We start from the raw sequence: 21,008 nt of genomic DNA on the forward strand, positions 1-21,008 counted from the left end.
ATTACATGACTTGATAAGGAAGTGGTTTAATAATATGCATCTTCTAAATAATCAATCGAGCATCTTCAGCACGGCGATTTCATCACAGCAGGACTGCTTGCTGCAGTTCACGCAATCGGTCCATACCTTCTCAGGGAAAATTTCCTTTTCCACGACGGAAAAGCCATTTTTCACGAAAAATGAAACCTCATACGTTAAGGCCATAATTTTTGGAATCCCTTGACGTCTTGCTTCTTCTGTCAGCTTGCTGACCAGCATGGAGCCGATCCCAAGACCTTTATGTCCGTCCATAATGCCAAGGGAACGAATTTCAACCAGATCACTTCCCAATCGGCAGAGCGAGCCGCAGCCAATCACGATGCCATCTATTTCTGCAACTACAAATTGGTCCAGCTGCTTCTCCAGCAGCTTGCGGGACCGGGGCAGCATAATTCCCTTTTGCGCATATCCATCGATCATTTGATAGAGCGGCTCAACATCTTCCGGGACCGCAATTCTGCATGTGACTACAGCCGGCATCTTACTTCTCCTCCTATGGTAAGGATGATGCAAACAGGCTTTTGCCAGAGCTTTTTTGCGCATCCTTAATACGTGCTGTTTTATAATATGAATAAATATACAACATCACGTATAGAAGTTCAAGCTATTCTTTCGCCGTCAATGACCCGATAAATGTGCCAAATACATCATTTCCAAACAGAAGCCCCTGTTCGCTGAGACGATAGCCTTCACCCGTTTTCTCCATCAATCCGGCATCCAGCATTTTATGCAGCGGCTCGGCAAAGACTTCCTCGATCGCAAGACCAAACTGTTCTTTAAAGTGGCTTTCGGAAACCCCGCTCAGTACGCGCAGCCCGACCATCATGAAGTCTTCCATCGCTTCCTCTTTCGGAACGGTGAAGGTCTCAAGCCGCGGCAATCCTTCCTTCGTGGCTTCTGTATACGGATTAACGCCCTTAATATTCATATGGCGCTGATGCCCCACGTAACCGTGAGCTCCTGCACCAAGCCCGTAATAATCTTCATTAAGCCAATAGGCCATATTGTGGCGGCTGTGGTAGCCTGGCTTGGCAAAGTTGCTGATCTCATACTGCTCATACCCCGCCTTTTTCATGCGATCCATCAGAAGCTGATACATCTGCAGCTCGTCGTCTTCGTTTGGAAGCGGCAGCTGGTTCTTTTTATACATCGTATGGAAAAGGGTATTCTCTTCCACCTTGAGACTGTAAATGGAGTAATGCGGCAGTCCGAGTGCCAGCGCCTTGTCCACACTCTCTGCCAGCATCTCGACGGTCTGGTTCGGCAGGCCGAACATCAGGTCGATAGACATGTTCTCGAAGCCGGCTTTGCGGGCATTTTCCAGGCTCTGATAGACGTCATCCGTGTCATGAATCCGGCCGATGCCTTTAAGAAGTTCATTCTGAAAGGACTGCACGCCGAAGCTGATGCGGTTCACGCCGCCCTCTCGCATCGCTGAAAGCTTTTCCAGATCCGTTGTGCCCGGGTTGGCTTCCATGGAGAATTCGATCGAATCGGACCAGTTGGGAAAATAGGTGCGAACCGTCTTCAGAAAATATTCCATTTCATCCGGCTTCAAAACAGTCGGTGTTCCGCCGCCAACGAAAATGGTCTTGATCTCGCCCGGAGGTACCTCTTTAACGGTTCGCTCCATTTCGCGCTCAAGGCCCTGCAAATATTCCATGACTGGCTGATTCTTCAGCACGTAAGAGTTGAAATCGCAATAAAAGCACTTGTTGGTGCAAAAGGGAATGTGAAGATAGACCGCTTGCGGTTTCTGGCTTCCCTGAGACATCTCGGCGTCCGTGGGATGCGGCTGAATGATTGTCATGATTCAATTCCCTCCTTAATATGTTAAAAACCCCACACTAAGTGGGGCTGTCTGCTATAGAGCTAATTCTGGTCCTTTGCATTAGACCCGAATACTATGGGGAAAGCCGCCAGCGGCTCTCCCCTAAAAAATAACATTCTAGTTGTCGTCGATCTTCAAAACAGCCATGAACGCTTCCTGCGGCACCTCGACGCTGCCGACCTGCTTCATGCGCTTCTTGCCTTCCTTCTGCTTCTCGAGCAGCTTCCGTTTACGCGAAATATCGCCGCCGTAACACTTGGCAAGGACGTTTTTGCGCATCGCCTTTACGGTTTCACGCGCAACGACCTTCGTTCCGACGGATGCCTGGATCGGCACCTCGAACATTTGGCGCGGAATGAGCTCGCGCAGCTTTTCACAGATGATGCGGCCGCGCTGGTAAGCACGCTCACGGTGCACGATGAACGACAAGGCGTCAACCTGCTCGTTATTCAGCAGGATATCCATCTTCACGAGATTCGATTTGCGGTAACCGGAAATCTCGTAGTCGAATGATGCATAACCTTTCGTTCCGGACTTCAGTTGATCGAAGAAATCGTATACGATTTCCGACAGCGGAATTTCGTACGTAATTGTGACGCGGGTCGTATCCAAATACTCCATGTTCACGAATTCGCCGCGTTTGCCCTGGCACAGCTCCATGACCGTACCTACGTAGTCGTTCGGAACGATGATCGCCGCTTTGACGTAAGGCTCCTCGACCGAATCGATTTTGCCGACCTCCGGATAGTTGGATGGGTTATCGATTACCATGACATCGCCGTTCGTCAACGTGACGCGGTAAATAACGCTCGGCGCTGTAGTAATGAGCGGAATGTTGAATTCCCGTTCAATGCGCTCCTGGATGATCTCCATATGAAGGAGTCCGAGGAAGCCGCAGCGGAAACCAAAGCCCAGCGCGCTCGAGGTTTCAGGCTCAAAGCTGAGCGATGCGTCGTTCAGCTGAAGCTTCTCGAGCGCTTCGCGCAGATCGTTGTATTCCGACGTTTCGATCGGATACAAGCCGCAGTATACCATCGGATTGATCTTCCGGTAGCCCGGAAGCGGCTCTGCCGTCGGCTTCTTCGCGTCGGTGACGGTATCACCGACGCGGGTATCCCCGACATGCTTGATTCCGGCAACGATAAAGCCGACATCGCCGACCTTGAGCTCGTCTACAATCGTCATCCGCGGTTTAAAGGCGCCTACTTCGATAACCTCGAAGGTTTTGTCTGTCGCCATCATTTTGATTTTCGATCCCGCTTTGATGCTTCCGTTGATGACGCGAACGTATACGATAACGCCTTTGTACGGATCATAGTGCGAGTCGAAAATAAGAGCTTTCAGTGGCTCTTCAGATTCGCCTGAAGGAGCCGGAACCTGCTTGACGATCTGCTCGAGAATTTCCTTGATGCCGATGCCCGCCTTGGCTGAAGCAAGAACTGCCTCGCTCGCATCCAGGCCGATGACATCTTCGATCTCCTGCTTTACACGATCCGGATCGGCGCTTGGCAGGTCTATTTTGTTGATAACCGGAATGATCTCCAGGTTGTTGTCCAGTGCCAAATACACGTTGGCCAGCGTTTGCGCCTCAATTCCCTGTGCAGCATCCACGACCAGGAGTGCGCCTTCACATGCTGCAAGGCTTCGCGATACCTCATAGGTAAAGTCGACGTGCCCCGGAGTATCAATCAGATTGAGCAGATACTCCTGACCGTCATCCGCCTTGTATGTCAGATGCACGGCCTGCAGCTTGATGGTAATGCCGCGTTCACGTTCCAAATCCATCTGATCCAGCACTTGATCCTGCATTTCCCGGGAGGTCAATGCGCCTGTATACTCCAAGATCCGGTCGGCAAGCGTTGATTTACCGTGGTCTATATGTGCAATGATACAGAAATTACGAATATTTTTTTGCCTAGCTTGTACGTCTGTCATGCCCTACCCCCAAAACAGCCTGATGTGTCAATCAATTCATTATAGCAGTTGAAATAAAGGCGGGCAATCCCAGAGACATAGGATTAATTGGTGATGGAATCGAACAGGGAGACAACCAGCTGGATCCCCTTCTGGGACAAGTCCTGCAGCAGTCCGGCCGTCTTGTCTGCCAGCACATCCACTGTTGGCTTGCTGGTGCTTGTTGAAAGAATTTGCTCCGGCGTCTTTGGGCTGATGTCCTGAGCTTCCACCTGTTCTGGCTGCTTTTCCTCTACCTTGAAGTGATTCGAGCTATTACGAGATGGAACTAGGGTGGTATTGGCGGCCTTCACTGTTTGCTGATTCGCATATGCCGGATCTTTTCCGGGTAAAGATGAGCCGGCGGACCCCGCCAGCTGCATTCCGATCAGCACGCCGATCCCTGCCCAGATCCCCACCATCCATATCCGTTTGGTCCATTTCGACATCACCGGTTCCTCCTTGTCCCATTCCCTTGGATTTAGCTTTTGGCACCCGCCGTATCGGTAGATACCGACTTGTCAGTATTCGCTTTCTCAGCCTTCTGATCCTTGTAATATAAATCGGCAATGATCTGGCCCAGCAGCTCCGCTGTCCGCTTCAGTTCTTCGTTCGTGCTGTCAATTCCGCCAACTTCAACCAAGATACTGTTGCCTGATAGGGATTGGTTATACTCGCCGTTACCTTGTGCCGAAGTTTTCCCCCAAATACCCCGTGATATTCCAGGATATGATTTCTCGAGTTGCTCATGGATCTTGCTTGCGAAGGCTTCGTTCTTGCGCCAGTTGCTGTTCTCATGGCCGATAATGAAGAAGACCTGTGCATAGCTGGCTCCGTTAATAACCGTTGTCGTCTTATCATGCCGCTGCGAGTCGCGGTGGATATCAATCAGGTAATCCAGGCTGCTGTTTTGAGCAAACGCTTCTTTCACCGTCTGGCGGGAATATTTATATGAAAAGTTAAAATTGTAATCTTTTACCGTCGAAGCATAATCTTTTTCCGAATGGACCGTTCCTACTCCCAGCTTCTCCAGCTGATCAGCTAAATATTTGCCGACCACCATGACATTTTGTGATGGCGACTTGGAGCTAGGATTTGAGCTTGTCTTACCCATCAGCGGATTATAGGCTTCTCTTGGATGCGAATGATAGATCATGACAACTTTTTTACCGGACGCCTTTGCCGGAGGTGCCGGCGTATGGGTCTCTTTCGTTCCTTCCACCGCTTTCCCCGGATCTCCAGGCTCTTTTTTGCCACCGGGCTCCGGTTCTTTGACCTGGGTTTTATCCGGTGTCTTGTCCGGTTTCTTCGGTTGATCGATATTCGAAGGCTGCTCATTCTTCTCGTTCGTTTCTGGCGGCAGATGAAAATCCTCTGGCGGATCCAGGTTTTGATTGCCTGCCGCGCTTCTCAGAAGCACCGGGTCGTTCGCACCCATTCCAGGCATTTCTTTGGCGATCAGACTTTTCGGATCCCGCGGATTCACACTCGTCAGCATTTGAAACACGAAGGTGGTCATTTTTTCTCCCGAGAAGGTTGAGGCTCCCTTTTCTTTGTCCAGATGCGGAAGCTCCATGCCCAGCATGTCCATAAAAAATTTGCTCGACAGCGAGGCCGCGAATCCTTTCATGGAAGAGACGGGAGACGAGTTCAATTTATGCTCCGCCATTCCGCCCAGACCCAGTAGTACGAAAAATATGAACGACCCTAACGTCAGCAGCAAAAATGTTCGTCCCATGGACAGCATGTGGAGCATCTTGGCTCTCCATTTGGCGATGTTCCATAATTGAAACCCATTCCTCATATGTGTTGTCCTCCTGACTCCTGAACTCTCTTATACTTCAAAACTATGAGCAAAAGAGATTCGATAGAACCAGAAATGATATGTTTGTATATTCGAATTTGATATTTAGCCAAAAAAAGAAGCCTCGCTAGATTCACAGGCTCCTTGATTATCAGTGTTCTATATTTTTGATCTAGTGAGTGAACGCCCCAGAATTGCCTGTATCCACAGCATCATGCAGGGATGAATTCAGGCCGCTTGCCACAATGTTGGCGATATCTTCGATAAATTCATCGATTTCCTTCGGTGTCACGATCAGATCATGGCCGAGCGGCTCCAGCACCTCTTTGACGAGCGCCAGCCGTTCGTTCTCGGAAATATTATTGAGCAGCCCCATAATCTCACGTGTCTGGTTTGTTTCCTTGCCAAAGTGCTGCTTCATCATTTCCATCACGTTGTTCACGATCGTTGATGCGTAGCACACCGTCGGCACACCAATGGCAATGCACGGAACACCGAGTACCTCTTTGGTCAACCCACGCCGTTTATTGCCGATGCCCGAACCCGGGTGAATGCCGATATCCGCAATCTGGATCGTCGTATTGACCCTTTCCAGTGAACGTGAGGCTAGTGCATCAATCGCAATGATCAAATCCGGCTTGGTCCGCTCTACGATTCCCTGCACGATTTCACTCGATTCGATTCCCGTGATTCCAAGCACGCCCGGTGCAATGGCGCTGATCTGGCGGTAGCCCGGCGCAACCTGATCCGGCATCAGCTCAAAATACTGACGGGTAACCAGAACATTTTCCACCACCAGCGGCCCAAGCGAATCCGGCGTTACATTCCAGTTACCCAGCCCCACAATCAGGACAGTGTCTTTTTTCTGAATACCGATCAGTGTCAGGAAATCCTCGAACTCTCTCGCAAAAGCTTCCGTCACCCGCTCCTGTAGCCCTGTATCCCCGTTGCGGAGACCCGGAACCTCCAGCGTAACATAATGTCCTTTAACGCGGCCGATCGCCTGCGAGCCCTCATCGGTCAGCACATTCAACCGGGTTATTTTAATTCCGTCCTTATCGGATACCTCTTCATCCACGCCGGGGATTGAATCCGGATACTGCTTGGCAGCCATTTCTCTAGAATCAACCGCCAAATCTGTACGCACAGAATACTGCTGTAAATCCAACTCCATCTGAAAACCATCCTCCTATGCCTTTTCGCTATAGTGTGCGGGAGGAAGTCTCTGATTATGCAAAAGCCTTTTAAGTATTGCATTTTGTGGTACCTCATGCTAAAATATTTTAAGTTGTGAATCATTTCGATCTATTCGAATGCCTTACAGGAGGTGAATGCAATGCCAAACATTAAATCCGCCATAAAACGCGTAAAAACGAATGACAAACGCCGTGCGCTTAATGCTTCCCAAAAATCCGCGCTTCGTACAGCTGTTAAAGCTGCTGACTCTGCGCTGGCACATAATGAAGTTGAAGCTGCAAAAGCTGCAGTTCAAGCCGCTTCCCAAAAGCTGGACAAAGCTGTAAGCAAAGGCCTCGTACACAAAAACGCAGCGAGCCGTAAGAAATCCCGCTTGGCGAAAAAACTTAACGCTCTAAATGCACAAGCATAAGATGCGCTATCCATACGATGAAATTGAAGAGTCCTGAACAGCTGAAAAGCTGGTCAGGGCTTTTTAGTTCAACATATACATAAAGGATTTGCATGAATCCTTAGACCCCCGAGTCAGGAGTTGGCGAGCAATGGAAATCTGGAAGAAAAACCTTTGGGTGTTATGGTTTGGCTCTTTTATCGTATCTTCAAGCTTCTCCATGGTGGTTCCGTTCCTCCCGATATTTTTAATTCAAATTGGGGTGACCGAAAACGTTGAAATGTGGTCTGGACTGCTGTTCAGCAGCGCTTTCTTGGCCGGAGCACTATCCTCCCCTTTCTGGGGCTCCGTCGGTGACAAATACGGGCGTAAAGCCATGATCGTCCGTGCAGGATTTGTCCTATGCGTCATTTATCTGCTGACTGCCTTCGTAACCAGTCCAGTACAGCTGCTTATTCTGCGGATTCTGCAGGGACTGCTCTCCGGATTTATCCCTGGGGCGATCGCCATCGTGGGTACCAACACGCCGGAGCATAAGGTCGGCTACGCGCTGTCCACGATGTCGACTGCTACAGCCACAGGCAGCATCATGGGCCCGCTTCTCGGTGGCGTGCTGGCAAAGCTGTTCGATAATCGCGCGGCTTTCGCCAGCGCAGGTGTACTCTGCTTTCTGGCCACCATGCTCGTTATCTTTTATGTCAAAGAAGAAAAATTTGTGCCAGGCAAGGACCGCGTTTCCGTGCTTAACACCGTCAAGCTTGCCATGCATAATAAAATGCTGCTTGTCGTGCTGGTCCTGACGATGTTCACGCAGTTCTCCGTCATGACGATCGAGCCTGTTCTCCCGCTGTACATCGTAGAGATCGGCCATTCGGCTTCCGATGCCTCCATCCTGGCTGGCGTTATTTTCTCGCTGGTGGGCATTGCCAGCATTATCTTCGCCCCCCGCTGGGGTAAGCTCGCCGATAAAATCGGCTTTCAGAAAATTTTGCTCATCGGACTGTTTGCCGGAGGAGTCGGCTCCCTGCTTCAGATACCTTTCCATAACATTTGGGGATTCTCAATTGTGCGCTTTTTGTACGGCTGCTTCTTTTGTGCGGTTTTCCCGGCCCTCAACGGTCTGATCGTCCGTTTCACATCAAGCGACTTCCGCGGCAGGGCATTCAGCTTAAGCCAAACCGCCAACCAGCTTGGAGGGATGCTCGGTCCGCTCGTAGGCGGCGCGATCAGCGGCGTGTTCAGCATTCATACGGTGTTTTTACTTACGGGCATTCTGATGCTGCTTACCATGGCTCTGGCCTTCTGGTCACAGCGGTTCACCCGCCAGCCGGATATAGAGTCCCCCTCTGCTACGATCAATCACTAAAGCAGCAGCACAAAATAACCCTACAAAGTGGGGCCAGGCTTCGCAACTGATTCAGGTACTTTGCGGGGACCCCGGAAATATATAAATTCTATAGATACAAAAAGGGCTGTACGCACACCGCCCGCGCTTAGCGCAGGCTACGGTCCGTACAGTCCCTTACTTTTACATCCTATGCAGCCAACCTAAGCAAGAATAATTCCAGTCCCAGAACCTTATCGATGGCTCCTGTCTTCATCTGAAAGTCCAGCGTGCCAAGCCTGCTCAGAATCTGTTTCAATTGCGCAGCCTGGAATTTTCTTGCCTGCTCCCCTGCGATTTTCACGGCATAGGGGTGAAGCCCGAGCTGCGAAGCAATCTGCTGCTGGGAGTAGCTTTGCCCACCGAGATCTTTGACCTGCAAAATGATACGGAATTGCCGGGCAATGAGTGCTGCGATTTTGATCGGCTCTTCCTTTTGCTTAAGCAGCTCATAAAAAATCGCAAGCGCGCGGTCCACTCTCAGATTGGCTATATCCTCTACGAGTGCAAACACATTTTGCTCCGTATTACGCGCGATCAGCTGCTCTACGATATCTACGCTGATCCTCCCGCCCTTGCCGGCATACAGGCACAGCTTATCGATTTCGGCCGATAACGTCTGAAGCTTGGTTCCGGCGTTACGGACCACCAATTCAGCCGCCCCTTCCTCCAGTGTACATTCGCGTTCCTTCACCTTACTGCCGATCCACTTCAGCAGATCCTCACTGCCAAGAGGCATAAAGGAAAGCAGCGTCCCTTTGCTCTTGATCTCTTTAACGATCTTTTTGCGCTCATCCAGCTTCTCCTGATTTACAATAAATACCACCACGCTGTATTCAGCCGGATTTTTCATATATTCAAGGAGCGATTCCACACGGTGCTCCACCTTGGCATTATCCTTGCCTGCTGTAAATACAGAGGCGTCCTGCACCAAAATCAGCTTGCGCGGCACCATGAAGGGCACCATATCCGCTTCTTCGACGACCGCCTGCAGTGGCGTTTCTGAGAGGTCGTAATGGACCAGCGCAAAGTCGCGCTCTTCCGGGGAAAGGGTCTGCTCTTCGAGGAAGGAAACAAATTCGTTCATTTGATATTTTTCCGTCCCATATAGCAAATAGACTGGTGAAATCTCTCCCTGTTTGATGGCCTTTGCGGCAGCTTTGACGTCCATTCCTGGACCCCCTTTCTTCTATGTAGCCGGATTACATTCGGCCTGCTTTAATATATTATCAAAAATCGGGGCAGCGTAAAACACCAAAGAGACCCTCCCGTACGGGAAGGTCCCTTTGGTCCCAGCTCATCTATGATAAACACCGGCCATGCAAGGCTCTAGAAACCTTGCTACCTGTGGTCATACGACGACTCTGGCTCAATTCTAACCGTATATCCTATTCCATATCTCTTGATTTTGTGCATGATGTAAACCTGTTTTTTTATATTTAATCTGGTTCGCTTTGTCAGGGATTGGAAGCATCCGAGCCGCTTACCTGATAGGTTTTGCTCGTTGCTACGCCCTGATCATCCGTCGTTTGATAGGTAAAGACCGTGCTGTCCGCGGACCATACACCTGACACCCATGTCCCAGGCAGATCAATGGTCTTGGTAGCCGTCTTCTGCCCGTCTTTATCGGAGACGCTGTAAATGTTCAGCTTGTTCTCCTCCACTGTAACGACATATTTGCCATCAGGGGATTTAATTTGAAGCGGCGTGTTTTTAATCGAAGCAATCCCCATTGGTGGATTATCTTCCTTCACACCTGGATCCTGAATATTGTTCTTTAGATCGGATGCTGGCGTTTCTGGCGTTTCTGGCGTTTCCGTCGTGTTGCCGCTGTCAGCTGCGGTCTTATCCTGACTGTCGCCGCCTCCGTCAGCCAAAGTAGTCGTTTCGTTGCTGGAAGCTTTCTTCGAAGTACCTGAATCCGTTTTGCTGTTATCCGGAGTCTGTTTCAATGGTTCCGAGGAGCCTCCGCTACGAGTTACTGCCTTGTCCTCTGGCTTACTCGTAGGCTCTGCTGGCTTGGCAGGTTGTTTCTTGGCTGCAGCATCATCTGGGGAAGTAGCCGGCACGCTTTCCAGAGAAGAAGCTCCGTCCGCCGATTCCTGCCCATCTTGAATATCGTTCGCTGCGTTTTTTTGTTCCACATTCGGCTGAACACCGCTGGCCTGCGTCCCTGCATTTGAAGAAGCTGCTGTTTCGGCCATCTTTTTCTGGGATTCGAAAGAAGGCTCTTCTGCCGTCGGCAAATGCTTCGGCGAATAGGTGAAAATAGCCACTCCCAGAATAACGACCGCTGCGGCCGCTCCCATAGCCGTACGACCGGCTACGGAGTTCCGGAATTTGCTTGTACGCACGGGACGTACAGGTACTGGAACCATCTCGGCCGGAGGCTCCTCGCGGGAGGCGCTCTTTTCCTGCCGGGCCTTATCTATAGCGTCAAGTTGGGGCATAATGGCATCGACAATACTGAATTTGGGCATTACTTTTGGCAAATCCTCGAGATCCCTGGATAATGATTTCAGCATCCGAAAGGTTTCCGCACATTCAGGACATTGTTTTAAATGGTCATATAATTGAACGGTTTCTTCCTCGCTTAAATCATAATCCAAATAACGGTGCATCCATTCCACCACCTCTGGACATTTCATCCTGATACACCACCTTTCTGATGCTCTTGAAGCATATTCTGGAGCTGTTGCCTGGCCCTGAACAAATAAGATTTCACTGTATTCAGCGGAAGGTTCAGACAATCAGCTATTTCATTATAAGAAAAATCTTGCAAATACCTGAGAACAATAACCGTTCTATGATGGTCGGGCAGCTGATCAATAGCCTCCTGAATATCCTGAGCTAAATAAGAGGACATGACAGCTTGTTCCACATTCTGTTTATCCTGAAATACGAGCTCGTGTTCATCAATCGAGACGGTAGGTTTCGTACGCCGGAATTTATCGATGCAAATATTGGTCACAATCCGTTGAACCCATGTTTTAAACTGTGCTTTTTCTTCATAGGAGCTGATTTTGGTGTAAATGCGGATCAACGCCTCCTGTGAAGCATCCATGGCATCCTGTTCATCATTTAAAATGTAATAGGCTGTACGGTACACCTGATGCTCAATTTCTCTTAATAGGGTGATTAGAGCGTCGCGATCGCCCGATTGAGCGGCTCTGATGAGTCCCTGCTCTACCACAAAGGATCCCCCTCTCCCTGCAATCTTACAGACGTGTAAGAGCGTAAAATTGTTGCAATTTGTAATCAACTTTTTTATCCGTTATAAGTCCATAACATCTTATGTACGTTACGAGTGGCTTAAGCCCGTAATCGAAATGGTAAACCTCAATTAAGAATACCAAATTCTAGTGGGACCGTCACCTTAATTATAAGCTGTATCAACTTATCTATTTTATGTGTTTTTTTAAGTCAAATCTTTAAGATTTTGTAAACATATGAGCTTGTTCTCATCGTTTATTCTCTTGAATTTAGTTTGAAACGTGTTTGCAGCTCGCCTTCTTTTACCTTGATCTGCACTTCCCCGTTCAAATCCGTCCGGAATAATTTGGCCTTTTCTCCAGCAATCCGCTCCACCACTTCCGCATGAGGATGTCCATACAAATTGTTTACACCCGCTGAGATGACGGCCGCTTTCGGATGCCAATAATGAAGCCAGTCTTCTCCGGTCGACGACTTGGATCCATGATGTGCAATCTTAATGACGTCTATGCCGCCTGTAGGCAGATCATAAACACCTCCCGCTCCGGACGCCCGTGCTGACAACGTGTTTTGGGGATTTGTGATCCCCAAGCTCAAAATATCCTCTTCTGCAGCTTTATCCATATCACCAGTGAACAGGAATCGTCCCTCATTCATCGTCAATACAAATACGATTGAGTAGTAATTCTGATCTTTCACAAAAGGGATGGACTCCTGGACCGAATACTCCATAATAGGCGACAAAAAAGAAATGTCGGTATGTACATCAGGCTTCAGCTGCATGCCCTGATGGACCGCATATAACGGAATGTTGCGTCTAAGGGCTGTATCCATTAGCTTATCAAGCGATGCAGTCCCTGACAAAGTACCGTTAAAGAGTAAAGCCTTTACCGGAATCTGGTTTAGAACAGCCTGAATTCCTCCGGCATGGTCCTGGTCGCCGTGCGTTACGATAACCGCATCCAGATGGTGAATTCCGCGCTGTTTTAGCAGCGGTACAAGCACCTTGGCACCCACCTCAAAGGGATTTTTGCGTTCCTTCCAGTTGTCCTGAGGCTTTCGGAATTGTACTGTACCTCCCCCGTCCACCAGGATATTACGTCCTTCCGGTGTCGTGATGAGGATGCTGTCTCCCTGACCCACATCCAGAAATTGGACCAATCCCGCACCATGCAAGAAAGTCGGTCTATATCCCCAATATATCAAAAATATGAACCCAAGCATAATCGTGGTTAATGCATATGTTATTTTATGGTTAGGCAGAGACGGTGCATCTCCTCCCCGGAAACTAGGATGAACGCCTTCAAGCTCCACAGTATCATCCGAAGCACTGGCTGACATCCTTACTTCAGATCCTCTCAAGTACCGTTTCGCTCCATATAAAAGTAGATATAGCAAGGCAAAGTAGGCACAGATCCAAATCAACGAAGGAGATCTCCATATCGTTCCAAATTGCGGATATCCGTTCATCCACCTCACCAGCCAAAATGTCCCGTCATTCAGAATCTGAGCGGCCCACCCCAGTGCCCTTCCTGCCGACAGCCATATCCAGCCCAGCAGCAGCGACGCGGCACCGAGTGGCAAGGTAAGAAAAGTAATCAGCGGAACTAATACGAAATTGGCGGCAAAAGACAGCAATGAAAACTGGTTGAAATAATAAATGGTGAGCGGGAAGGAAACAAGCTGGGCAACCAGTGTCACACCGACTGCCGCCGCGAGGCGCTTGGGAAGAAAGGCAAGAAGAGGGTGCACCAGCGGGACATACAGCATAAGACCGGCCGTGACGAGAAAAGACAATTGAAAGCTGACACTCAGCATGTAATACGGATTCCACAGCATCATTAAGAGTGCTGCCGCCGCCAAAATATTCAGGCCGTCCTTCAGCCAGCCGTTCCTCGCTGCAAAAAGGCCGATCATGCCCATAATCCCCGCCCGAACAACCGAAGGACTTGCTCCGGACAGAAGAACGTAAGCAGGAATCAAAATGATAACGATAAGCAGCGATTTCTCGCGTGTCACCTTAAACAGTGACAATACAAACAGCAGGGTGGCGACGAATACGGCAACATGCATGCCTGAAATAGCCAAAATATGAGTCAGGCCAAGCTGCGAAAACTGCGCGTAAGTCTCCGGATCGATATCATCCTGCATCCCGATCAGCAGACCTTTCATAAAACCTGCATGCGGCTCTTGATAGATTTGCGATATTTTGCTTCCTAGACCACTGCGGACCTGGTCATTCCAGCGCCAAATCGTCAATGTGCTCCAAAGGGAAGAAGGCGAGGTTTGCACATTCTGCGTGCCTTTTATTTTATAGAGCCAGTGAATGCGCTGGGTATGAAGGTATTTTCTATAATCGAATCCGCCGAAATTCCTTGCGGGTGAAGGGGCTTCAAAGGTACCGTTCAACTTAACCCGGTCACCCCGCTGCCAGCTGCCGGCCACTGTCTGCTGCTCTTTGCTCTGGAGCTTGACTTGAACCATCACCCGTTCCTGCAGTTCTCTCTGTGGAGATTCCGAGGGGGTTCGTGTGCCTGCACCACCGTTATCTTCCCGAATATTCACGCTTTCTAGCTTCACCTGAAAATCTGCCCTGTCTCCGTCTACATTGACGGAAGAGACAATCACGCCTTCGGCATGCAGCATCACACCATCCATATCAGCTACGTCCATAGCCAGAGCTTCCGGCAACGCTGTCACATTCCGCGCATCATTCCATTCCCAGTACAACCCTGACATGGTCAACGCCACCCATAGGATCAGCATGCTCCGAAGCAGATTTCTAAACATGAATACAGTGACGGCAAGCAGCAGCGTAATCCCTATCCAGATCAAAAACAATCTTAAGCCGGAGCATGTATAGGCTATGCTGCTGCCCAGCAGCCATGAGGCGCTGCATACGATCAAAGGTCTACCTCTCATTCTTCTCCCTCCCTAAAGTAACCCCACAAAGTGGGGCCTTGGCTTCGCAGCCGATTCAGGTACTTTGCAGGGACCCCGGAAATATATAAATTCTAATAGATTAAAAAACGAAAAGAACCTCTGCTTGCGGCTATAAGCCGCAGCGGCAGAGGTCCTTCCCCGGATACTCCATATTCGATTCTAGTTGGAAACTGTCATCACGGTTTCGCTAGGAGGTTCATACGACTGAAGCCTCCGAAAAGCAATCCCTTTTTGCTTCATCATTTCAGTAACCTTATCGGTATCCTTTGGATACGAACGATGAAATACAATCTCCGTTACCCCGCTATTGGCGAGCATATTGGCACAAGTCCAGCAGGGCTCGTCCGTCACATACACGGAGCTACCTTCACGGTCAATCCGGTCGGTGAAGAGCAGCAGATTCTGTTCAGCATGGATGGTCCGCACGCAGCGCTGCTTTTTGATCATTTCCTGCTTGCCGGCATGCTCTACCATTACGAACTCCTCTGCAATCATGCAACCAGCCTCGGAGCAGTCAGGAACTCCCATCGGAGCGCCGTTATAGGCCGTACCCAGTAGCTTTTTACCCTGAACCAGTACCGCTCCCACATGTCTGCGGGGACAGCGAGAACGCGTGGAAACCATGTAAGCAATATCCATAAAGTATGTGTCCCAGTCCTTGCGCGTTTCATCGTTCACATTTATCACCTGTTTTTCGTAGAATGAATGTAAACATTGTAGCACATCTCCGGGCTAAAGCTCTACGTAGGGCTTCATTTTCTCAAGCATTTTGGCCCCGATTCCTTTAACCTTGTCCAAATCTGACACCTTTTGAAAAGGGCCATGCTGATTCCGGTAATCGATAATGGCCTGCGCTTTTTTGGCGCCAATCCCGGGAATATTCATGAGTTCGGCTGCTTGCGCCGTATTCACGTTTATTTTACGGACAGACGAGGTTTCCGAGGCAGGAGGGCTCACCGCTGCTCCAGCTGCCGTGGCGGCGCCGGGCGATGAATGATCCACAGCTACAGTCTGCGGTTCCGGCGTTGCGGGAGGCGTTTCTGAATGAGGTGAGGGCAAGGCCTGCGTGTTAGGCTCAGACTTTGTGTTTTCTACCAAAGCTCCCTTCGGATTATTATGATTAACGTTTTTCCCATCGGTGGACGATGAGTGTCCTGTTGTGCCGGCCGGCACGGACTTGTACTGCTCCTCCAAGGAGCTGGCAAGCTCGGCATTCAGCGGTTTCCACTCCTGGAGTCCGTCTCCATGCCCCATGCCCGAGAGCAGAATCACGACGCTCCCCAAAATAGCGCAGCATGCGCTAATTCCTACGGTCAATCGTTTCATGTAAACACCTCAATTTCATATTTATGATATTTCAGTTCACGAATAAAATGGTGCTGCCCTGCCGAAAAACCGTCATCAGGTACCCATGCATATGCATACATTATGGAGAAGGATTGCGCCGTTACCGCAAAGCACGAAAGGAGGGAACCTATATGAAGGTAGGATTCATCGGAACCGGCAGTATGGGAAGCTTGTTGCTCGATGCCTTCATTACTTCCGGTGCGCTCATGCCTCAGCAAATCTTCGCCAGCAATCGTACACTCGACAAAGTGAATTTGCTGGCACAGCGTCATCCCGGACTGAATGTATGCAGCAGTAATGTAGAGAACGTCAAAAACAGCGACATTGTATTTCTATGCGTAAAACCGCTTCAGTATAAAGACTTGATCGATGAAATCAGAAGTGTTGTGACACCGGATCAGATTCTTGTTTCGATCACAAGCCCCATTCAAATTCACCATCTGGAAAGTGTCCTGACCTGTAAAATTGCCAAAATCATTCCCAGTGTCACACATTTATCGCTTAGCGGAGCTTCCTTGTGCATGTATGGCAGTCGAATTACTGTAGAAGACAGGCTGCTTCTGGAGAAACTTCTTAGCTTTATCAGCCAACCGCTGCACATTCAGGAAGCCCATGTACGAATTACTTCAGACTTCTCTAGCTGCGGACCCGCTTTCATCAGCTTCTTTCTGGATCAATGGATCGAAGCCGCCGTGGAAAAGACAGGGATCGGGCGTGATGAACTGACGACACTCGCTGGAGAAATGCTTCTCGGAACAGGCAAGCTGCTCACAGAGAGCGGGCTGAGCCCCCATGAAGTTCAGGAGAGGGTCGCCGTTCCCGGCGGAATTACCGCAGAGGCCCTCGCCCTGCTCAAGCAAAGTCTAGATGGTGTGTTTCATCAGCTGATCGCAACGACACATGCCAAATACGACGATGATTTGAACAAAATCGATGTACTCTTTGGCGATTTCAAAACGTTGTAGCGACAAATAGCTCCTCTTTTCCAAAAAAATCCCCGTACAAATTTGTACGGGGATTGAATGCTTTTCAATCATCATTTGATTTAGTTGGCTACAATGTTAACCAGCTTGCCCGGAACTGCGACCACTTTACGAACGGTCTTGCCGGCGATGGCTTGCTGAACGCCTTCCAGAGACATGCTGTATTCCTGCATGGCTTCCTGGCTCATGTCCTTGGCAATATTTGCACGTTGTACGATTTTACCGTTAACCTGGATCACGATCTCAACCTCGGAATCTACCGTCCATGCTTCATCAAAAGCTGGCCAGGACGCGTATGTGATACTCTCCTGATGTCCAAGACGTTCCCACAGCTCTTCGGAAATATGCGGAGCAAATGGCGAAAGCAGCTGCGTGAAGTCCTCGATCGCTTTGCGTGGAATCGAATCGGCTTTGTACGCATCGTTGATGAAAATCATCAGCTGGCTGATCGCCGTGTTGAAGCGGAGATGCTCCATATCTTCTGTGACTTTTTTGATAGTTTTATGCCACACGCGTTTGAATTCGTCACTGCCCTCATTGTCAGTGATCTTCGAGTTCAGGCTGCCGTCCTCGTTCACGACGAGACGCCACACGCGCGACAGGAAGCGGTGAGCGCCTTCCACGCCACTTTCGTTCCAAGGCTTCGTCGCTTCGAGAGGCCCCATGAACATTTCATAGATACGGAGCGTATCCGCGCCGTAATTCTCGACGATTTCATCCGGATTGATGACATTGCCGCGGGATTTACTCATCTTCTCGTTGTTCGTTCCTAGAATCATCCCTTGGTTCACCAGCTTTTGGAACGGTTCCTTCGTGCTGACAACGCCCAAATCGTAGAGAACCTTATGCCAGAAACGGGCATACAGCAGGTGAAGCACCGCGTGCTCGGCTCCGCCGATGTACAGGTCGACTGGCAACCATGTCTCCTGCTTCTCCTTCGAGCACAGCTCATCCGAATTATGCGGATCGATGTAGCGTAGGTAGTACCAGCAGCTGCCGGCCCATTGCGGCATCGTATTGGTCTCGCGGCGGGCCTTCATGCCTGTCTCGGGATCGACCGTCTCCACCCAGTCGGTGACGTTGGCCAGGGGCGACTCCCCTGTGCCCGACGGCTTGATTTGATCCACATCCGGCAGCAGCAGCGGCAGCTGATCCTCCGGAACGGTCTTCATCGTGCCGTCCTCCAGATGCAGAATCGGAATCGGCTCACCCCAATAGCGCTGGCGGCTGAACAGCCAATCGCGCAGGCGGTAGGTTACCTTGCCCTGCCCTTTGCCGTTCTCTTCAAGCCACGCGATCATTTTGGCGATGGCTTCTTCGGTGTGGAGTCCGTCCAGCGGATCAGAATTCACATGCTCCCCATCCCCGGTGTAAGCTTCCTCCTGCACGTTTCCGCCTTTGACCACTTCCACGATGTTCAGGCCAAATTTCTTGGCGAATTCCCAGTCTCGGGAATCATGTCCCGGCACCGCCATTATGGCTCCTGTTCCGTAACCTGCCAGCACGTAATCAGCAATCCAGATCGGCAGCTTCTCGCCGCTCACCGGATTGACGGCATATGCTCCGGTAAACACCCCGGATTTGTCTTTGGCCAGGTCGGTACGCTCCAGATCGCTTTTGCGGGCTGCCTGCTCCTGGTAGGCCTTCACCGCATCCTTCTGCTCAGGCGTCGTAATGCGTTCCACCAGCTCCTGTTCCGGCGCAAGCACGCAATAAGTGGCACCAAACAGCGTGTCGGGACGCGTCGTAAATACCGTCAGCTTGGCATCATGCCCCTCGATTTCAAACTGTACCTCGGCGCCTTTCGATTTGCCGATCCAGTTGCGCTGCATATCCTTCAGGCTTTCGCTCCAATCGAGCTCATCCAGATCCTCCAGCAGCCGGTCGGCGTATTCCGTAATTTTCAGAATCCATTGGCGCATCGGCTTGCGGACGACCGGATGACCGCCGCGCTCGCTCTTGCCGTCGATGACTTCCTCGTTGGCGAGTACGGTGCCGAGCGCTTCGCACCAGTTCACCGGCACTTCGGCGACATAAGCGAGGCCGCGTTTGTACAGCTGGATGAAAATCCACTGGGTCCATTTATAGTATTCCGGATCGGTCGTGCTGATCTCCCGGTCCCAGTCGTACGAGAAGCCGAGCGACTTGATCTGGCGACGGAACGTGTTAATGTTCTTGATCGTAATTTCGCGCGGGTGCTCGCCCTTATCCATGGCATGCTGCTCCGCAGGCAGACCAAACGCGTCCCAGCCCATCGGATGGAGCACGTTATAGCCCTTCATCCGCTTGAAGCGGGAGACGATGTCCGTCGCCGTGTAGCCTTCCGGATGGCCGACGTGAAGTCCGGCTCCGGACGGGTACGGAAACATATCCAGCGCGTAAAATTTCGGCTTTGCGGAATCTTCGCCCGTTTTGAACGTATGATGCTCATCCCAATACTTTTGCCATTTCGGTTCAATCACCTTGTGCTGGTAGCCGTGGCCTTGAACCTGCTCTTGGTTACTCATGCTCATTTGCCTCCTAAAATGCGCCCGCTGCCCGCCGTAGATTCGGAGCAGCACGGCTCTCTTCATTCATGTTTGCAACAAAAAACCTCTCATCCATAGCGTATCATCGCTAGGGACGAGAGGTTTGATTCCCGTGGTACCACCCTAGTTAGCGAAGGATATGCTCTATCCCCGCTCCCTTTGCACCCTTAACGCAGGTGAGTCGATGATCCTTGACGCGTTCTTGCACGCGCGTCGCATCATAGCTCAAAGGCGAGTTCATCCCAATTCGTCAACCGGCTTGCACCCACCGCCGGCTCTCTGCATGACATCCCCGAGACTACTACCCCTCATCGTCGCTTCATTTGCAATTTTCTCATGGTAGAAACATTGAACCATATTATATATAAAAAAATCAATGGAGTCAACGTATCCTGCCGCATTCGGGAGCGTCCCTTAACGGCATCGTAACGCCCGCGGCCATACGGCTTTCAAATCCCATAGGAGTCTGCATAGAGCGTTCTTTCTACCAGAGACGTGCCGTGTGTATCGCCCTCTCATTGTTTCCGATCCATAAGAGGCAGTCTTTGAACCCATTGGAATATCCTTACTGCGGATTGGTCGTCCAGATTCCAGCCGACTTCACAAACACACGGGCCGGCAGCTTCAAAGCCGCCAGTGCCAATTCCGCCACATCCTCCGGCTGCATCATCCGGTCTTCATCCCCGATGCTAAGGTTATTGTCTCGGGCCAAATCGGTATTGACCGTGCTCGGCGTCAGCGCAACCACGCGAATGTTCTTTTTGCGAACTTCTTGAAGCAGCGATTCCGTCAGCCCCATGATTCCGAATTTGGATGCGCAGTAGGCCGAACCTGTGGCGAATCCCTTTTCGCCGGCAGTCGAAGAAATGTTGATAATATTGCCGCTGTTTTGTTCGACCATGGTTGGCAGAACGGCACGGGACACATAATAGGTTCCCATGAGGTTCACCTGGATGATGCGTTCCCACTGCTCGGGGTCCATCTCAGCCACGGTGCCGAATGCGGCCATGCCGGCATTATTGATTAGAATATCAATGCTTCCAAGCTCTTGTCCGAGTTTGGAAACAGCCGCATCCACTTCCTGGCGCGAGGACACGTCCGCTGTTGCGGTATGGACCGAGACTCCGTACTCTTTGGTAAGCGAATCCTTAAGGGCTTCCAGATCCGAAGCAGTTCTTGCCATCATTCCGAGGTTCACGCCTTCCTTGGCCAATGCCGTTGCGATCGCCAGGCCGATGCCTTTTCCGGCACCTGTAACGATGGCCGTTTTATTCTTCAAATCAGTCAGTTTCACGTTGAACTCATCCTTTCTTTTTTCGGGCTTTATATATTTAATCGGAGTATCAGAGAGTAAAAAGCCCCGGAAGCCGTGTTCCGAGGCTTTATCGTACCCAT

17 protein-coding genes and 1 other annotated feature are annotated in these 21,008 nt (G+C 50.4%); of the genes, 3 read left to right on the forward strand and 14 right to left on the reverse strand.

Translation table 11 applies throughout. The features are described from left to right. Positions 1-51: 51 nt before the first annotated feature. The 6 genes from MUG84_RS06765 to gpr all read right to left on the reverse strand — a co-directional run bounded on the left by MUG84_RS06765 (position 52) and on the right by gpr (position 6,801). Positions 52-519: an N-acetyltransferase gene (locus MUG84_RS06765; protein WP_244722235.1), complete on the reverse strand. Its 468-nt coding sequence runs from the start codon at positions 517-519 to the stop codon at positions 52-54. A gap of 124 nt (positions 520-643) precedes the next feature. Further along, positions 644-1,813 carry a radical SAM family heme chaperone HemW gene (gene hemW / locus MUG84_RS06770; RefSeq protein WP_244723347.1) on the reverse strand — a complete coding sequence of 390 codons (1,170 nt, stop codon included), beginning with the start codon at positions 1,811-1,813 and terminating at the stop codon, positions 644-646. 174 nt (positions 1,814-1,987) lie between these two features. After that, complete coding sequence (gene lepA, locus MUG84_RS06775) at positions 1,988-3,805, reverse strand: translation elongation factor 4 (protein ID WP_244722241.1); 1,818 nt, start codon at positions 3,803-3,805, stop codon at positions 1,988-1,990. Between the two features lie 83 nt (positions 3,806-3,888). Further along, positions 3,889-4,272 carry a hypothetical protein gene (locus tag MUG84_RS06780; RefSeq protein WP_244722246.1) on the reverse strand — a complete coding sequence of 128 codons (384 nt, stop codon included), beginning with the start codon at positions 4,270-4,272 and terminating at the stop codon, positions 3,889-3,891. 32 nt (positions 4,273-4,304) lie between these two features. Then, positions 4,305-5,627 (reverse strand): stage II sporulation protein P, encoded by a 1,323-nt coding sequence (locus MUG84_RS06785; protein ID WP_244722249.1) that lies wholly within the window; start codon positions 5,625-5,627, stop codon positions 4,305-4,307. 172 nt (positions 5,628-5,799) lie between these two features. Beyond that, on the reverse strand, positions 5,800-6,801 hold the full coding sequence (gpr, locus tag MUG84_RS06790) for a GPR endopeptidase (protein ID WP_244722251.1): 1,002 nt from the start codon (positions 6,799-6,801) through the stop codon (positions 5,800-5,802). A 162-nt stretch (positions 6,802-6,963) separates the two neighbouring features. Between gpr and rpsT the strand changes: the two genes are divergently transcribed. Both rpsT and MUG84_RS06800 read left to right on the forward strand, forming a co-directional pair. Continuing rightward, positions 6,964-7,236, forward strand: a complete 273-nt coding sequence (gene rpsT, locus MUG84_RS06795) for a 30S ribosomal protein S20 (RefSeq protein WP_244722254.1) — start codon at positions 6,964-6,966, stop codon at positions 7,234-7,236. A gap of 130 nt (positions 7,237-7,366) precedes the next feature. Further along, positions 7,367-8,581 carry an MFS transporter gene (locus tag MUG84_RS06800; protein WP_244722267.1) on the forward strand — a complete coding sequence of 405 codons (1,215 nt, stop codon included), beginning with the start codon at positions 7,367-7,369 and terminating at the stop codon, positions 8,579-8,581. A 169-nt stretch (positions 8,582-8,750) separates the two neighbouring features. Here MUG84_RS06800 and holA read toward each other — a convergent pair whose 3' ends face one another. The 6 genes from holA to MUG84_RS06830 form a co-directional block, all read right to left on the reverse strand. After that, positions 8,751-9,770 carry a DNA polymerase III subunit delta gene (gene holA / locus MUG84_RS06805; RefSeq protein WP_244722276.1) on the reverse strand — a complete coding sequence of 340 codons (1,020 nt, stop codon included), beginning with the start codon at positions 9,768-9,770 and terminating at the stop codon, positions 8,751-8,753. 286 nt (positions 9,771-10,056) lie between these two features. Continuing rightward, positions 10,057-11,247: a zf-HC2 domain-containing protein gene (locus MUG84_RS06810; RefSeq protein WP_244722280.1), complete on the reverse strand. Its 1,191-nt coding sequence runs from the start codon at positions 11,245-11,247 to the stop codon at positions 10,057-10,059. Further along, positions 11,244-11,792, reverse strand: coding sequence for an RNA polymerase sigma factor (locus tag MUG84_RS06815; RefSeq protein WP_244722283.1), 549 nt, complete (start codon positions 11,790-11,792; stop codon positions 11,244-11,246). The genes MUG84_RS06810 and MUG84_RS06815 overlap by 4 nt, the downstream gene beginning before the upstream one ends. Before the next feature lie 275 nt (positions 11,793-12,067). Next, on the reverse strand, positions 12,068-14,734 hold the full coding sequence (locus MUG84_RS06820; RefSeq protein WP_244722297.1) for a ComEC/Rec2 family competence protein: 2,667 nt from the start codon (positions 14,732-14,734) through the stop codon (positions 12,068-12,070). A gap of 180 nt (positions 14,735-14,914) precedes the next feature. Then, positions 14,915-15,433 carry a deoxycytidylate deaminase gene (locus tag MUG84_RS06825; RefSeq protein ID WP_244722298.1) on the reverse strand — a complete coding sequence of 173 codons (519 nt, stop codon included), beginning with the start codon at positions 15,431-15,433 and terminating at the stop codon, positions 14,915-14,917. Positions 15,434-15,487: 54 nt separating this feature from the next. After that, complete coding sequence (locus tag MUG84_RS06830; protein WP_244722300.1) at positions 15,488-16,081, reverse strand: ComEA family DNA-binding protein; 594 nt, start codon at positions 16,079-16,081, stop codon at positions 15,488-15,490. Between the two features lie 152 nt (positions 16,082-16,233). Here MUG84_RS06830 and comER point away from each other — a divergent pair, with 152 nt between their 5' ends. Next, on the forward strand, positions 16,234-17,067 hold the full coding sequence (gene comER / locus MUG84_RS06835; protein WP_244722302.1) for a late competence protein ComER: 834 nt from the start codon (positions 16,234-16,236) through the stop codon (positions 17,065-17,067). Positions 17,068-17,147: 80 nt separating this feature from the next. Here the strand turns inward: comER and leuS are convergent, their stop codons facing one another. Next, positions 17,148-19,592 (reverse strand): leucine--tRNA ligase, encoded by a 2,445-nt coding sequence (leuS, locus tag MUG84_RS06840; protein ID WP_244722306.1) that lies wholly within the window; start codon positions 19,590-19,592, stop codon positions 17,148-17,150. A 108-nt stretch (positions 19,593-19,700) separates the two neighbouring features. After that, positions 19,701-19,937 (reverse strand) — a binding site (T-box leader). A gap of 241 nt (positions 19,938-20,178) precedes the next feature. Continuing rightward, a complete protein-coding gene (locus MUG84_RS06845) occupies positions 20,179-20,907 on the reverse strand; it encodes a 3-ketoacyl-ACP reductase (protein ID WP_244722309.1) in 729 nt (242 codons plus the stop codon). Between the last annotated feature and the right edge of the window lie 101 nt (positions 20,908-21,008).

This window comes from Paenibacillus mangrovi (assembly GCF_022898935.1).
In the GTDB taxonomy this organism is placed as follows: Bacteria; Bacillota; Bacilli; order Paenibacillales; family Paenibacillaceae; genus Paenibacillus_AQ; species Paenibacillus_AQ mangrovi.